This window comes from Halobaculum magnesiiphilum (genome assembly GCF_019823105.1).
Taxonomy (GTDB): Archaea; Halobacteriota; Halobacteria; order Halobacteriales; family Haloferacaceae; genus Halobaculum; species Halobaculum magnesiiphilum.
The window spans coordinates 1,280,532-1,295,112 of the sequence record NZ_CP081958.1 but is presented as its reverse complement, the minus strand read 5'-3'; the positions used below and the strand labels follow the sequence as shown (position 1 = coordinate 1,295,112).

General features: G+C 69.5%; 15 protein-coding genes. 9 read left to right on the top strand and 6 right to left on the bottom strand.

Going from position 1 to position 14,581, the window contains the following annotated elements; all coding sequences use genetic code 11:
- Positions 1-50: 50 nt before the first annotated feature.
- Positions 51-791 (bottom strand): RuvC family protein, encoded by a 741-nt coding sequence (locus K6T50_RS06525; protein ID WP_222608586.1) that lies wholly within the window; start codon positions 789-791, stop codon positions 51-53.
- Between the two features lie 117 nt (positions 792-908).
- On the opposite strand from K6T50_RS06525, the gene K6T50_RS19065 reads away from it, so the two are divergent.
- The 3 genes from K6T50_RS19065 to K6T50_RS06510 all read left to right on the top strand — a co-directional run bounded on the left by K6T50_RS19065 (position 909) and on the right by K6T50_RS06510 (position 4,612).
- Entirely contained in the window at positions 909-3,404 is a 2,496-nt protein-coding gene (locus K6T50_RS19065; protein ID WP_222608585.1) for a methyl-accepting chemotaxis protein, read from the top strand.
- Between the two features lie 86 nt (positions 3,405-3,490).
- On the top strand, positions 3,491-4,183 hold the full coding sequence (gene radB, locus K6T50_RS06515) for a DNA repair and recombination protein RadB (protein ID WP_222608584.1): 693 nt from the start codon (positions 3,491-3,493) through the stop codon (positions 4,181-4,183).
- Between the two features lie 54 nt (positions 4,184-4,237).
- Entirely contained in the window at positions 4,238-4,612 is a 375-nt protein-coding gene (locus K6T50_RS06510) for a 30S ribosomal protein S8e (protein ID WP_222608583.1), read from the top strand.
- Positions 4,613-4,689: 77 nt separating this feature from the next.
- Here the strand turns inward: K6T50_RS06510 and K6T50_RS06505 are convergent, their stop codons facing one another.
- The 5 genes from K6T50_RS06505 to pyrG all read right to left on the bottom strand — a co-directional run bounded on the left by K6T50_RS06505 (position 4,690) and on the right by pyrG (position 9,471).
- The gene (locus K6T50_RS06505) at positions 4,690-5,025 is read right to left on the bottom strand and encodes a cupin domain-containing protein (protein ID WP_222608582.1); all 336 of its coding nucleotides are present in this window, start codon (positions 5,023-5,025) and stop codon (positions 4,690-4,692) included.
- 350 nt (positions 5,026-5,375) lie between these two features.
- A complete protein-coding gene (locus tag K6T50_RS06500) occupies positions 5,376-6,209 on the bottom strand; it encodes a hypothetical protein (protein WP_222608581.1) in 834 nt (277 codons plus the stop codon).
- A 214-nt stretch (positions 6,210-6,423) separates the two neighbouring features.
- A complete protein-coding gene (locus K6T50_RS06495; RefSeq protein ID WP_222608580.1) occupies positions 6,424-6,759 on the bottom strand; it encodes a DUF7126 family protein in 336 nt (111 codons plus the stop codon).
- Positions 6,760-6,856: 97 nt separating this feature from the next.
- Positions 6,857-7,774: a glutamine-hydrolyzing GMP synthase gene (gene guaA, locus K6T50_RS06490; protein WP_222608579.1), complete on the bottom strand. Its 918-nt coding sequence runs from the start codon at positions 7,772-7,774 to the stop codon at positions 6,857-6,859.
- Positions 7,774-9,471, bottom strand: coding sequence for a glutamine hydrolyzing CTP synthase (gene pyrG / locus K6T50_RS06485; RefSeq protein WP_222608578.1), 1,698 nt, complete (start codon positions 9,469-9,471; stop codon positions 7,774-7,776). The genes guaA and pyrG overlap by 1 nt, the downstream gene beginning before the upstream one ends.
- A 181-nt stretch (positions 9,472-9,652) precedes the next feature.
- On the opposite strand from pyrG, the gene K6T50_RS06480 reads away from it, so the two are divergent.
- The 6 genes from K6T50_RS06480 to K6T50_RS19265 all read left to right on the top strand — a co-directional run bounded on the left by K6T50_RS06480 (position 9,653) and on the right by K6T50_RS19265 (position 14,563).
- Positions 9,653-10,591: a complex I NDUFA9 subunit family protein gene (locus K6T50_RS06480; RefSeq protein WP_222608577.1), complete on the top strand. Its 939-nt coding sequence runs from the start codon at positions 9,653-9,655 to the stop codon at positions 10,589-10,591.
- Positions 10,592-10,858: 267 nt separating this feature from the next.
- A complete protein-coding gene (locus K6T50_RS06475) occupies positions 10,859-12,040 on the top strand; it encodes a tubulin/FtsZ family protein (protein ID WP_222608576.1) in 1,182 nt (393 codons plus the stop codon).
- The gene (locus K6T50_RS06470) at positions 12,009-12,800 is read left to right on the top strand and encodes a hypothetical protein (protein ID WP_222608575.1); all 792 of its coding nucleotides are present in this window, start codon (positions 12,009-12,011) and stop codon (positions 12,798-12,800) included. Before K6T50_RS06475 ends, K6T50_RS06470 begins: the two co-directional genes overlap by 32 nt.
- A gap of 21 nt (positions 12,801-12,821) precedes the next feature.
- Entirely contained in the window at positions 12,822-13,457 is a 636-nt protein-coding gene (gene cofC / locus K6T50_RS06465; protein ID WP_222608574.1) for a 2-phospho-L-lactate guanylyltransferase, read from the top strand.
- A 449-nt stretch (positions 13,458-13,906) separates the two neighbouring features.
- Positions 13,907-14,116: a hypothetical protein gene (locus K6T50_RS06460; protein ID WP_222608573.1), complete on the top strand. Its 210-nt coding sequence runs from the start codon at positions 13,907-13,909 to the stop codon at positions 14,114-14,116.
- 81 nt (positions 14,117-14,197) lie between these two features.
- Entirely contained in the window at positions 14,198-14,563 is a 366-nt protein-coding gene (locus tag K6T50_RS19265; RefSeq protein ID WP_425601399.1) for a DUF7344 domain-containing protein, read from the top strand.
- The last annotated feature ends 18 nt before the right edge of the window (positions 14,564-14,581 follow it).

The window sequence follows — 14,581 nt, the reverse complement described above, 5'->3', positions numbered from 1 at the left end:
CCGCTCTCCGTCCGTCGGCGAGGGTCGGCCGACACGCCGTCCGACGACGGTCAGCCGTCGCGCTGTTCGGCGATGGCCTCCGCGAGCGTCAGCTCGCCGAGGGCGACCTCGCGGGCCAGCTCCTCGCTCACGGTGAGATCGCCGCTCGACCGGTCGCGCGACTCGTTTTTGATCCGTTGGATCTCGCCGGCGGTCGGCTCGACCGCGCGCGTCTCGACCGGGTCTCCCTCCATCCGGGCGATGTTGACGGCCGCGAGCACGTCGGCCATCCCCTTCCCGCCGGCGCCGCGGCCGAGCGTCGGCGTCGTCCCCGACTCGTCGACGAGTTCGACGGACACGTCCTCCAGTCCGTTCACGACCCGTGCGCTCCGGAGGCGGTCCCCGTCGCCCACGCGCACCAGCGCGTCCGGCTCCTCGTCGACCGCCGCGAGCACGGTGTCGACGGCCTCGCCCAACGGGACGTGGTACGCGGCGACCACCGTGTCGCCCGAGAGGACGGCGATCCCCGGCTGCTCGCCCGGGTCGACGCCGACGACGGTCCGGCCGTCGGTCTCGCGGAGCCCGCCGAGCGCCTCCTCGACGCCGTCGCGGACGCGGTCGGGGGTCGTGGTGACGTGCTCGATCGAGTCGTCGCGGAGGCCGAGGTCGTCGTGGGGTGCGGAGATGACGACCGCCGCGCGCTCGGGCAGATCCCCGCCGGGCTCGCGGGTGGTGAACGTCGCGCCGCGCTCGCGTAGCTCGGCGACCGCGGCGTGATACAGGGCGAAATCGTCGGTGACGACTACGATCACTCGCCCGCACGTACGGCGCTCGTCGGCTTGACGGTGACGCCGGCCGCCGCCACTGATTCTCCGGTGTGATACCTGCGGGGCTACTGTTAAGCGTGGGATGGAGAAGGTCGAAATAAGATGACGGATCGTTCCGAGCGTTCGGTAGGTGCCCGACTGGTCCCGGACGTGATACGTCGCGGGATCGTTCGCAAGTTCGCGACGGTGCTGTTGGTGTTGATCCTCGCGACGGGGGGCGTCGGCGCGTACGCCGTCTCGTCGACGACCGCGGACCTCCAGGAGAACGTCAGGAACGACCTGACGACGGTGACGACATCCGAGGCCGACGGGCTCTCCGAGTGGATGAGCCAGCGGAGCACGGCGGTGCGGATGATCTCCGAGTATCAGGACGTTCGCGAGGGCAACACCGCGAAGCTCCGGCCGGTGTTCACCACGGAGCTTCGGGCCCTTCCGAACGACGTACACGCGATCCACTACATCGACACCGACGAGGAGACCGTGCTCGCGTCCAGCGACTCGGACCTCGAGGGCGCGTCCCTCGCGGAGGGATCGCTCGCGTGGGCGCCGGCGGTGGTCCCCGCCTCCGCCGACCGAACGGCCACGTCGTCGGTGTACCGGACGAACGACGGACCGTTGATCGGCTTCGTCAGCGCGGTCCCCTCCGCGCCCGACCGCGCGGTGGTGCTGGTCGCCGACACGCGAGCGGTCGGTGAGGGCTTCTCCACGCCCGTCGACGGCGGGTTCGTTCGCGTCGTCGACGACAACGGCATCGTGGTGATGGCCGACGATCCCGACGCGATCAGCCGGTCGTACCTCGGCGCCACCGGCACCGAGTTCCAGCGAGCGCTCGACGGAAACGAGGTGGTCACCGAGGACGCCGCGATCGAGGACTCGCTGAACCGCGATCTCGTCGTCTCGTACGCCCGCGTTCCGGGGACCACGTGGGTGATGTCGGTGCACGTCCCGGCGGAGGGCGCGTACGCGGTCGCCGCCGGCGTCCGACAGAACATCCTCCTGCTCGTCGCCACCGCCCTCGCGGGGTTCCTGTTCGCGGGTGTGGTCATCGCCAAGCCGACCGGCGACGCGCTCGACGACCTCAGCGACCGCGCCCGGGCGCTCGGCTCGGGCGACCTCGACGTGTCCGTGTCGACGGACCGGATCGACGAGATCGGCACGCTGTACGGCTCCTTCGGGAACATGCGCGACGATCTGTCCGACCGGATCGAGCAGGCGCAGACGGAACGCGAGCGGGCCGCGGACGCGAAAGCGGAGGCCGAGGCGCTGGCCGACTCGCTGGAGCGCCGCGCGACCGAGTACGGCGACGCGATGGAGCGGGCCGCCGACGGCGACCTCACCGTCAGGCTCGACGAGAACGCCGACATCGAGGCGCTCGAGGAGATCGCCGCCTCGTTCAACCGGATGGTCGACGACCTCGAGGACACCGTCGGCACCGTCCGCACGTTCGCCGACGAGGCCGACGAGCGCGCCGCGGCCGTCGCCGCCGGCGCCGACCAGATCGAGGACGCCAGCGCCTCGGTCAGCCGCGCGATGTCCGACGTCGCCGGCGCGAGCGACGAGCAGGCCGAGCGACTGAGCGAGGTCAGCGGCGAGATGAGCGGCCTCTCGGCCACCGTCGAGGAGATCGCCGCGACCGCCGCGGACGTGTCCACCCTCTCGGCGGAGGCCGCCGACAGCGCCGACGACGCCGGCGACGCCGCCGAGGACGCGCTGGAGGCGTTCACCGCCGTCGCGGACCGAACGGACCGGACCGCCGACGAGGTGGACCGGGTCGCCGACGAGATGGCCGAGATCACCGAGGTCGTCGACATGATCGACGGGATCGCCGAGCAGACGAACCTGCTCGCGCTCAACGCCTCGATCGAGGCCGCCCGCGCCGGCGAGGAGGGCGACGGGTTCGCCGTCGTCGCCGACGAGGTGAAGAACCTCGCCGAGGAGACGAGCGACGCGACCGACGAGATCGCCGCCCGGATCGAGGCGCTGCGGGAGGCGTCGACGACGGCGGCCGACGACATGGCCGCGACCGAGGAGGTCGTCGACGACGGCGTCGAGGTGGTCGAGGAGGCGCTCGACGCCGTGGAGACGGTGGGCGAGCGGATCGACGACGCCAACGACGGCGTCGCGTCGATCGACGCGGCCACCGACGACCAGGCGGCGACCACCGAGGAGGTCGTGACGATGGCCGAGGAGGTGGCCGAGATCGGTGAGCGCACCAGCGCCGACGTCGACAGCGCCGCCGCGTCCGCCCAGGAGCAGACCGCCGCAGTCACGGAGGTGAGCGCGTCCGCCGAGACGCTCTCGGCGCGGGTCGAGGAACTGCGCGAACTCGTCGCCCGGTTCGACGTGTCCGGCGATGCGGGCGGCGGCGCTGTCGACGGCGACGATGCCGCGGTCGGCGACGATGCCGGAGTTGACAACGATGTCGGAGTCGACGACGATGCGGCGGTCGGCACCGATCCCAGTGGCAGCGACGCGAACGTCGCCGACGACGGAACCGTCGGCGGGGGCGGCGCCGGCGACTCCGGCGTGGCGATGACCGACGGCGACGGCTTCGAGTACGTCGACGAGCGCGGCGGTCCCGCCAGCGGCGACGACTGAGCGCGGCCACTTCGCCCGGGCGGGGGCCCGCCATCGCTCGCCCCGCACTCGGGAGGTTTTTGCGTGGTGCCGACCCACCACCGCCCGTGTCCGAGTTCCTCACGACCGGCAGTGACGCCGTCGACGACCTCCTCGGGGGCGGCATCGAGCGCGGCGTCGTCACCCAACTGTACGGCCCGCCGGCGTCGGGGAAGACGAACCTCGCGCTGACGGCGGCCGTCGAGGTCGCCGCCGACGGCGGCTCGGTCCTCTATATCGACACCGAGGACCTCTCGATGACCCGCTTTCGCGACATCGCGGAGGCGCGCTCCGACGAGCCGGTCGAGCAGGTCGCCGGCCGGCTCGTCGTGAGCGAGGCGATGAGCTTCGCCGAGCAGGGCGAGGCGGTGAAAGACGCCTCGGAGCTGGCCGACGGTGTCGACCTGATCGTCCTCGACTCCGCGACGGGGTTCTACCGGCTGGAGCGCACCGAGGACTCACGCGGCGGCGAGTCCGTCCGCGAGGTCGCGCGTCACGTCACCCATCTGCTGTCGCTGTCGCGCAAACACGACCTGGCGGCGCTCGTGACGAACCAGGTGTTCACCGACCCCGACGCCGACCGCGACCGGCCGCTCGGCGGCAACACGCTGGAGCACTGGACGGGCGTGATCCTCCGGCTGGAGCGGTTCCGCGGCGGCAACCGACGGGCGACGCTGGAGAAACACCGTTCGCAGGCCGCCGGCGAGTCCGCCCGGTTCCGGATCACCGACGCCGGCGTCGAGGACGCCGACGAGCGGTAGGACGGCGAGATCCGATTCGAGCGATTCAAGTAGCCGCACGGGGTTTTACCCGCTATGAAAGACCAGAGCGGACGCAGGAAGCGCAAGCGGACCGGCGGCCTCCGACGACCCTCCAGCAACAAGAAGCGACACGAGCTCGGCCGCGAGCCCGCCGAGACGACCGTCGGCGAGCCCCGGTTCCGCGTCATCGACTCGCGCGGCACCGAGGAGAAGACCCGCGCGCTCTCGACGAACGTCGCGCAGGTCGCCACCGGCGAGGAGACCGTCGAGGCCGAGATCGAGGGCGTCGAGGAGAACCCCTCGAACGTGAACTACGTCCGCCGGAACATCATCACGAAGGGCGCCGTCATCGCCACCAGCGAGGGCGAGGCACGCGTCACCTCCCGACCCGGCCAGACGGGCCAGGTCAACGCCGTCCTCATCGAGTAACGTCGCTCGCGACTTCTCCGTTCTCGCCGGTCGCTCCGTCGGCGTAGCGACGGCGCCGTCAGCCCGGCGCGGTCGTCTCAGCCGCTCCCCGGCAGCGGACAGAGGCTCGCGGTGAAGGCGACCACCTCGTCCGTCTCGTTTCGCGCGCCGTGCACGTCGCCCCGCTCGTGGAGAACCACGCCAGGCGCCGCCACCGCCTCCGTCTCGTCGTCGCAGAGGACGGTCACCTCGCCGTCGAGCACGTGGAAGACGTTCGTGCTGTCGGCGTGTTCGTGGGTGTCGAGTTCGGCGTCGGGCCCGAGCGCGAACAGCTTCACGAGCACGTCGTCGGTGACGACGAGTTCGGCGGTGTCGACCTCGCCCTCGTCGGGATCGAGGTCCTCCAGCGCGTCCGCGAGGAGTTCGAGTGCCATGGGAGGCCCTCGCCGTCGAGGAGTAAAAGCGACCCGGCGTGTGCTGCCGGGAGATCGCTTCCGCAGGCGACGCCGCGCTCGAGAGAACCGTCCCGTTCGGTGGTGGCGCGGCGCCGCCGTCCATCGGCAATCCGACCGCGGTCGACCCGGTGGAGTCGACCCGGTCGTCGGCCGTCCCGTCGTGCCTCTCTCACCCCTGGTCCGGGGGTACGGGGACCCCCAGTCGCGTGTGTCAGTGTGGTGTGCCGGCACATGGGCCGGCGTTCGGTCGCGACCGCGCGGCGGTTGGTCCCCGAAGGAACGTGTCCGCGCGGTCGGTGCGTGCGTCCGGCGTGACCGGTCGTTACCGGTTATCGACCGTTGCCGTTCCCGGTGCCGTTGTTACCGCGGGCGTCGTCGTCGTCCTCGTCGTCGTCCTCGTCGTCGTCGCCGTTGGGACCGACGTCCTCGGGGGGACCGCGGCGGTCGTCGTCGTCGGTCTCGTTCTCGTCGTCGCTGTCGGGACCGACGTCCTCGGGCGGACCACGGCGGTCGTCACCGTCGTCGCTCTCGTTCCCGTCGTCACTGTCGGGACCCACGTCGGCGGGCGGGCCGCGCTCGCCGTCGGGGCCGTTCCCGGCGACCGAGCTGACGGCCTCGCCGAGCGTGCTGGCGTTCGACTCGCCGTTCAGGTACGCGTTGATGGCCGAGAGCACGGCCTTCGCGTTGTCCGAGGCGTCCTCGGGCAGGCCGATCGCGGGACCGCGACGGTCGGTCACGTTCTCGTCGGTTTCGTTCGCCTCCTCCTCGTCGATCTCGGACTCGAACTCGGCCTCCTCGACGGTCACCGAGCCGTTCTCGAAGGTGAGCTCGACCTCGCCGGAGACGTTCTCGCCGGTCACGTCGAGCTCGACCTCCTCGGTCTCGGAGGCGTTCACGTCGAACGCGACCGAGCCGTCGTCGTCGGTGGTGCCGAGCGACTCGTCGTCACGGACGACGGACAGCCCCTCGACGCCGCTTCCGTTGGCGCTCACGGTGAGCGTGGCCGTCCCGTTCTCGTAGGAGGCGTCGGCCTCGTACTCGTCGACGGACGCGTCGGTCGCGGCGGTCGTCGCCCCTGTTCCGGTACTCGTCGCGGCCGCGCCCACGCCGGCGCTCACGAGGAGCGTCGCCAGGGCGACCGCGAGCAGCTTCGTCGCGTTCATCACGACCGTCGCCTGTCGTCCCGACCTAAAGAAGGGGGTAAACGACGAACTCGAGTTCCGGGTTTTGAAGCGCTGTGAACCCGAATTAAGCCCGATTAACCGTCGGACCACCGACGGCCGGCCGCGGCGGCGCGGGACGGAGCGAACGCTTTGGGGTGCGACGGCTCACGCGCGGATCGACCGCGGCTGGGACACGCGCGACCGGGGGCGCGGCTCACGCGCCGGCGACGAGTTCGTCGGCGACGACCGACGCCGAGAGCAGGTCCGGGTCGACCGCCAGATCGGTTTGCCCCCGCACGAACTCCGGCAGCGAGTCGGTCGCGTAGACGACCGCGCGCACGTCGGGGTTGCGCTCCTTCGCGACGGCGATGCCCGTCGCCTCCGAGAGGTCGGTGAGGACGAACAGCGCCGCGTCGTCGATGCCGGCGTCCTCGAGGGTGCCGCCGGTGACGGCGCCGTCGATGCGCGAGACGGCAACGTCGTGGGATTCGAGTTCCTCGGCCAGGTTCTCGGCGTCGGGACCGGCGACGACGGCGGAAATGTCGGTCATTACCGGATGTGAGTCGGGTGGCGGGGATAAGCTTCGTGTCTCCGATCCGTGGTAGTCGCCGCCGGCAAGACCAGAAACGGTGGACGGCCGAACCGAGTTACTCGTACTCGATGGTCGCCGGCGGCTTGTGGGTCACGTCGTACACGACGCGCGCGACGTCGTCGTTCTCGCCGGTGATCCGCGACTGGATCCGCTGGAGCGTCTCCCACGGGAGGTTCTGCGCCCGCGCGGTCATGCCGTCCCGGCTCTCGACCGAGCGCACCGACACGACCCAGCCGTGAACCCGGTTGTCGCCCTTCACGCCCGTGGCCTTCCCGATGACGGCGGCGAACGCCTGCCACGGGTCGTGCTCCGCGACCTCCTCCTCGACGATGTGGCACGCGTCGCGAGCCACCTCCAGCTTCTCCTCGGTGATCTCGCCGATGATCCGGACGGCGAGCCCCGGACCGGGGAACGGCATGCGCTCGGAGATGACGGCCTCCAGGTCGAGCGCGCGGGCGACCTCGCGAACCTCGTCCTTGTAGAGGTCGCGGACGGGCTCGACGATGCCCTCGAAGTCGACCACGTCGGGCAGGCCCCCGACGTTGTGGTGGGACTTGATGTTGCCCTCGCTCTCGATGCGGTCGGGGTAGATGGTCCCCTGGACGAGGTACTGGGCGTCCGTCTCCGTCGCCTCGCGCTCGAACTCGCGGATGAACTGCTCGCCGATGACGTGGCGCTTCTCCTCGGGGTCGGTGACGCCCGCGAGGGCGTCGAGGAAGCGGTCCTGCGCCTCCACGACCTCCAGCGACTCCATGAAGGAGAACGTCTCGCGGATCTGGTCGGTCTCGCCCTTGCGCATCAGTCCGGTGTCGACGTACACCGGGGTGAGCTGCTCGCCGATGGCGCGGTAGGCGAGCGCGGCCGCGACCGACGAGTCGACGCCGCCCGAGAGGGCGATGATCGCGTTCGCGTCGCCGACGGCCTCGCTGATCTCGTCGGTCGCCTCGTCGATGAACTCCTCGACGTTCACCATCAGGCGGTCACCTCCTCGTCGGCGACGGCGTCGCGGTCGTCCGTCGACTCGTCCTCGCCGCCGTCCGACCCGCGCGGGTCCGTCCCGTCGAGCACCGCATCGAGCAGGCCGACGAACGGCGGCGACGCGCGGTCGGGGCGCGAGCGGAACTCGGGGTGGAACTGCGTGCCGACGAAGTACGGGTGGTCGTCGCGCTCGAGGATCTCCATCCGGGGGCCGGCGCTCCCGGAGAAGACGAGCCCCTCCGTCTCCAGCTCGTCGATGTAGTTCGGGTTCACCTCGTAGCGGTGGCGGTGGCGCTCCGTGCAGGCGGTGTCGCCGTAGACGCGCTCGGCGAGCGTGCCCGGCTCGATGTCCGTCTCGTGGGCGCCCAGCCGCATCGTCCCGCCCATGTCCTCCTCGTCGTGCTGGTCGGGCAGGAGATCGATGACGGGATACGGGGTCTCCGGCTCGAACTCCGCGGAGTCGGCGTCGTCCCAGCCGAGGACGTTGCGCGCGTGCTCGACGACGGCCATCTGGAAGCCGAGACACAGGCCCAGGAAGGGCACGTCGTGCTCGCGGGCGTAGCGCACGGCCTCCACCTTCCCCTCGGTGCCGCGCGAGCCGAAGCCGCCGGGGACGACGACGCCGTCGGCCGACTCCAGGCGCTCCCGATGGGCGCTGTCGGCCTCGTCGGCGTCGACCCAGACGACGTTCACGTCGACGCCGTGCTCCAAGCCGGCGTGTTTGAGCGCCTCGTGGACGCTCATGTACGCGTCCTCCAGGTCGTACTTGCCGACGAGCGCGATGTCGACTTCGCCGGTGCGCTCGCGCGTGACGAGTTCGCGCCAGGTGTTCTCGCGCTCGGCGGGCGCGAGCGCCTCCTCGGCGAGGCCGAGGCGGTCCATCACGTACTCGTCGAGGCCCTCCTCCTCGACGGTGAGCGGGACGTGGTACACGTCCTCCACGTCAGGGTTCGAGAAGACGGCCTCGGTGGGCACGTCACAGAACAGGGCGATCTTCTCCTTGGTCTCGGGATCGAGTTCGTCGTCACAGCGGCCGACGAGGATGTCGGGCTGGAGGCCGATCGAGCGCAGTTCCTTCACCGAGTGCTGGGTGGGCTTGGTCTTCTGCTCGCCGTTCTTCGAGTACGGGACGAGCGTGACGTGGGTGAAGAGGATGTCCTCGTCGTCCTCCTCGTGGGCGAACTGTCGGAGCGCCTCGAGGTAGGGCATCCCCTCGATGTCGCCGACGGTGCCGCCGATCTCGACGAGACACACGTCGCTCCCCTCGGCGGCCTCGCGGATGCGCCGCTTGATGTCGTCGGTGACGTGCGGGATGACCTGTACCGTCTTCCCCAGGTAGTCGCCGGCGCGCTCCTTCTCGATGACGTGCTGGTACGTCTTGCCCGTCGTGACGTTGTGGTCGGAGGTCATGTCGACGCCGAGGAAGCGCTCGTAGTTCCCCAGGTCCAGGTCGACCTCGCCGCCGTCCTTCAGCACGTACACCTCGCCGTGCTGGTACGGGTTCATCGTCCCCGCGTCGACGTTCAGGTACGGGTCGATCTTGACCGCGGTCACGTCGAAGCCCGCGTTGGCCAGAAGCCGCCCCGTCGAGGCGGCGGTGATCCCCTTCCCCAGGCCGGACATCACCCCGCCCGTAACGAAAATGAACTTGCGACCCAGCGACGGGTCGTATCCGGTTTGTTCAGTCGGCATACTGAGGGTGCGGCAGGCCGGTGGAAAACCGTTTCGGAGGCGCCGCTCCCTGCCCGGGTCGCGTCGCGTTTCGGGGCGCTGGGTGGACGCGTTTCCGGCGGCACCGACGACGACACGATCGGTCCCGGACCACCCCGCCGGCGTCCGCACCTTTAGGGTGATTCCGCCCGTGGATCGCTGCATGCGCGTAGTCGTCGCCGGCGGCACCGGCTTCATCGGGACGAACCTGTGTACGGAACTCGACCAGCGCGGCCACGACGTGGTCGCGCTCGCCCGCGACCCGACCGGCGCGGGCCTGCCCGACGGCGTCATCACGAAGGCGGCCGACGTGACCGACCGCGACTCCCTCGACGGTCCGATCGCGGGTGCCGACGCGGTGGTGAACCTCGTGTCGCTGTCGCCGCTGTTCAAGCCCGACGGCGGCGACGAGATGCACGACCGCGTTCACCGACGAGGGACCGAGCACCTCCTCGACGCGGCGGCGGAGGCGGACGTCGACCGCTTCGTCCAGATGTCCGGACTGGGCGCGGATCCGGACGCCCCGACGCACTTCCTCCGCGCGAAGGGGCGCGCCGACGAGACGGTTCGCGAGTCGGAACTCGAACACGTGATCGTCCGTCCGTCGGTCGTCTTCGGCGACGGGGACGAGTTCGTCTACTTCACGAAGCGGCTGAAGGAGATCTTCGCGCCGGGCGTTCCGCTGTACCCGCTCCCGGGCGGCGGCCGGAACCGCTTCCAGCCGATCTGGGTCGGCGATCTGGTGCCGATGCTCGCCGACGCCGTCGTCGACGCCGAGCACGCCGACCGAACGTACGAGTTCGGCGGTCCCGACGTGCTCACGCTCCGGGAGATCTCCGAGCTAGTGTTCGAGTCGGAGGGACGGTCGATCACGGTCGTCCCGCTCCCGATGGGGCTGGCGAAGGTCGGGCTCACCGTGCTCGGGTCGGTCGGCTTCCCGATGGGCCGAGATCAGTACCGGTCGTTGCGGATCGACAACGTCGTCTCGGACAACGACGTGGGCGCCTTCGGCGTCGCGGAGGCGGACCTGAAGTCGTTCGAGGAGTACCTCGGGCTGGCGACGGAGACGACGGACGCGGCCGACTCGACCGTCACCGCGTGAACGGGCGCGTGGCGCGCCCGAACGCCGCGGGGACCGTCGTTCGGCCGAAAGGGTCTCCACGTTGAACCGGCCGACCGCAAGGGATAAATGTGTCATACACTCGTCCGGTTCGCTACAATATAAACGGATTTACATGAACTCAACACCGGCGCTTGCTTGCGATTTTCCGCAGTTCGCGACGCGCTCGGGGTCTCGTCACTGATAGCCCCATCAGAAGGTTTATCACCGTTCTCTCTCTGAATCTGGCGTAATGAGGAGGGGAGACGTATGAAACTGGCACTCATCGGATTCGGTCAGGCGGGGGGGAAGATCGTCGACAAGTTCGTCCAATACGACCAGCGCACGGGCAGCGACATCGTGCGTGCGGCGGTCGCGGTCAACACGGCCAAGGCGGACCTCATGGGGCTCGAGGAGATCCCGCAGGATCAGCGGGTGCTCATCGGGCAGTCCCGTGTCAAGGGACACGGCGTCGGCGCGGACAACGAGCTCGGCGCGGAGGTCGCCGAGGAGGACATCGACGAGGTGCAGGGGGCCATCGACTCGATCCCGGTTCACGAGGTCGACGCGTTCCTCGTCATCGCCGGGCTCGGCGGGGGGACCGGCTCCGGCGGCGCGCCGGTGCTCGCGAAGCACCTGAAGCGCATCTACACCGAACCCGTCTACGGACTCGGCGTCCTGCCGGGCTCGGACGAGGGAGGTATCTACACGCTCAACGCCGCGCGCTCGTTCCAGACGTTCGTCCGTGAGGTGGACAACCTCATGGTGTTCGACAACGACGCGTGGCGCAAGACCGGGGAGTCGGTCTCCGGCGGCTACGACGAGATCAACGAGGAGATCGTCAAGCGGTTCGGCATCCTGTTCGGCGCCGGCGAGATCGACCAGGGCCAGGAGGTCGCCGAATCCGTCGTCGACTCCAGCGAGATCATCAACACGCTGTCCGGGGGCGGCGTCTCGACGGTCGGCTACGCCAGCGAGGAGGTCGAGGAGACCGCCGGCGGCGGCGGGCTGCTCTCGCGGCTCACCGGCGACGCGGGCGACGAGGACCTGGACACGGCCCACACGACCAACCGGATCACCTCGCTCGTGCGCAAGGCGGCGCTGGGTCGTCTCACGCTCCCGTGTGAGATCGAGGGCACCGAGCGCGCGCTGCTGGTCATGGCCGGTCCGCCCGAGCACCTCAACCGCAAGGGGATCGAGCGCGGCCGCAAGTGGCTCGAGGAGCAGACCGGCTCGATGGAGGTCCGCGGCGGCGACTACCCCGTCAGCGGCTCCGGCTTCGTCGCGAGTGTGATCCTGCTGTCGGGCGTCACGAACGTCCCGCGGATCAAGGAGCTCCAGCAGGTCGCCATCGAGGCCCAGGACAACATCGACGACATCCAACAGGAGAGTCAGGACAACCTCGACAGCCTCATCAGCGATGACGAGGACGAGCTTGAATCGCTGTTCTGAGCTCACTGCGGTCCTCGCGGTTCTCGCCCTCCTGATCGCGGCGGTCGCTCCGGCGGCGGCGGTGTCCGTCCAGGAGACCGACGTGCCCGACAGCGGCGAGGTGGACTCGCAGGTGACGGCGACGGTGACGCTGACCGAGCTGTACGACACCTACGAGACGTGGCAGCTCGCCGGCCAGACCGAGCTCCGGAACGTGACCTGGACGGTGACGTTCCTGAACCAGGCGGGCAACCAGGTGCGCCAGGAGTCGTACGACGGGCAGAACTTCTCGGGCGCGACCGTCGACATCGACGAGGGGACCTCCGAGGTCCGCGTCCGCGTGACGGGGACCGTGCCGGCCGTCGAGGCGTACAGCTACGACCCGCAGCAGTCGTTCACGCTGCTCGCGCTGGACCAGACCCGGGAGGGCGGCACCTCGAACGAGCTGACGAACCGGTCGGCGACCCACTACACCGCCGACAGCCGGGAGGCCCGTGAGGCGATGGACTCCGCACGCGAGGCGATCGACGCCGCGGGCAACCCCGAGACCGCCGAGGAGTCGTTCGACAGCGCGGTCGACGCCTACGAGGCGGGTAACTTCGACAACGCCGCCTCGCTGGCCGAGCGCGCCGAAAGCGAGGCCAACCAGGCCGAGAGCAGCCAACAGCGCACCCAGCTGATCATGTACGGCGTCGTCGGACTGGTCGTGCTCGGCGTCGTCGCCGGCGGCGTCGTGCTGTTCCTGCGCAATCGCGGGGACGGCTACGACAAGCTCGGCTGACCCGGCCGGCGACCGCTTTTCGTGACCGACCACGTCGACGCGCTCGTTCCGTTCTCGCCCGACCGCCCGAAGACGCGGCTGTCGGACACGCTCTCGCCCGCGGAGCGACGCGACTTCGCCGACGCGATGGTGACCGACGTGCTCGCGGCGCTGGAGGTGGCGGGCTTCGCGCCGCGCGTGCTCACGACCGAGCCGACGGGCCGCGACGTGCCCGAGACGGTCGACGACCGCCCGCTCACCGAGGCGGTCAACGCCGCCCTCGACGCGCACGACCCCGGCCCGGAGTCGCCGCTGGCGATCGTGATGGCGGATCTCGCGCTGGCGACGCCGCGGGCGCTCGCGAGACTCCGCGGCTCCGCCGACGTTGTCATCGCGCCGGGTCGCGGCGGCGGGACGAACGCGCTGCTCGTCCGCCATCCGGAGTTCCGGGTCGACTACCACGGCGCCTCGGTCCTCGATCACCTCCGGGCGGCTCGCGATCTCGGCGCGAGCGTTCGCGAGGTCGACTCGCGGCGGCTCGCGACCGACATCGACGAGCGCGAGGACCTGGCGGAAGTGTTGCTCGCGGGCGACGGCGCCGCACGTGACTGGCTGGTCGAGGCGGGGTTCCGGCTGGCAACGGGGGACGGCCGGGTGACGGTCGTGCGGGAGGTGTAGACGGGGCGGGAGCCTCGACTGTCTCGGTTCGACGGACGTGAGGCGATGGAAGGGGTAGATGGCTACTGTCACCCACTTTTGCGCTGCGCTCCGGCTTCGCCGGTCCTCGGCAAACGCCGGAGCAAACGCACTCCTCCTCGTGGTTCGAGAGACGGCGAAGCCGTCTCTCGTCATTACCAGACGCCGGCGGCGTCTGGTCGGCGGCCGGAACGCGGAGCGTTCCGGCAGCATCACGAAAGGCGCTTCGCGCCTTTCGAACGACTTCAGGCGGCGGAGCCGCCTTCCGCTCGGTCGTCGGCCCGCTCGCTCGCCGCGCTCGCTCGCGGGGGGCTTGTCTGCTGTATCTATCGTGCCCGGTCTCCTTCCAGAATGCCCCCGAGTAGAACGTCTGTTCCTGTTGATTTCGCGAACCCCAAAGGACTATGAAATGATGGGCGCAATACCTTGGTATGCTGAGTGATCTCCGGACCTACGTCCTCAGTCAGTACGACCCCAGCATCCGGGCGGCGCAGATCGTTTTGCTCGGTTCGTCGTTCGTACTGGTTCTCTTCCTCACCGGTCCCGACTTCGCAAATCCATACTATCTCTTCGGGATCGTTGCGGTGGTCGCTGCGATCCTCTCCTCGATAGCTATCCTGATCGGTGACCGATGGACGTAGTTGGGAGACCTCTGCCGTTCACCCGCCGATAGCTGAAAAATACACCAAAGAATATTATGATTCTCTACTAACACTCTGAATATGCTGGGGCACAGGCCTTGTGCAGAAGAAACGGACCGTGCGCTACGTGTACTGGCTCATTCATATCGCCGTCGGTTGCTCTTCGAACTCTACGAGGAAGTGACCTCCGGGGAAGGAAACTCGATCAACTACTCCCGTCTCGATCCGGACGAGACAGCGAAGCGGAGTATCGAACTGTATCATGTCCATCTCCCCAAACTGGAAACGGTCGGGTACATCGAGTGGAACGAAGCCGAGCGGACGATACGGAACGGTCCTCGATGGAAAGAGGTCGAACCGCTCCTCGAACTCGTTCACTCTCATCTATGCGATCTCCCCCCGTTCCTCCAGGGAAAGCCGGCCGGCGAGCGCGGAACGGAATGTTGAATCGTTCGTCCGTATCCG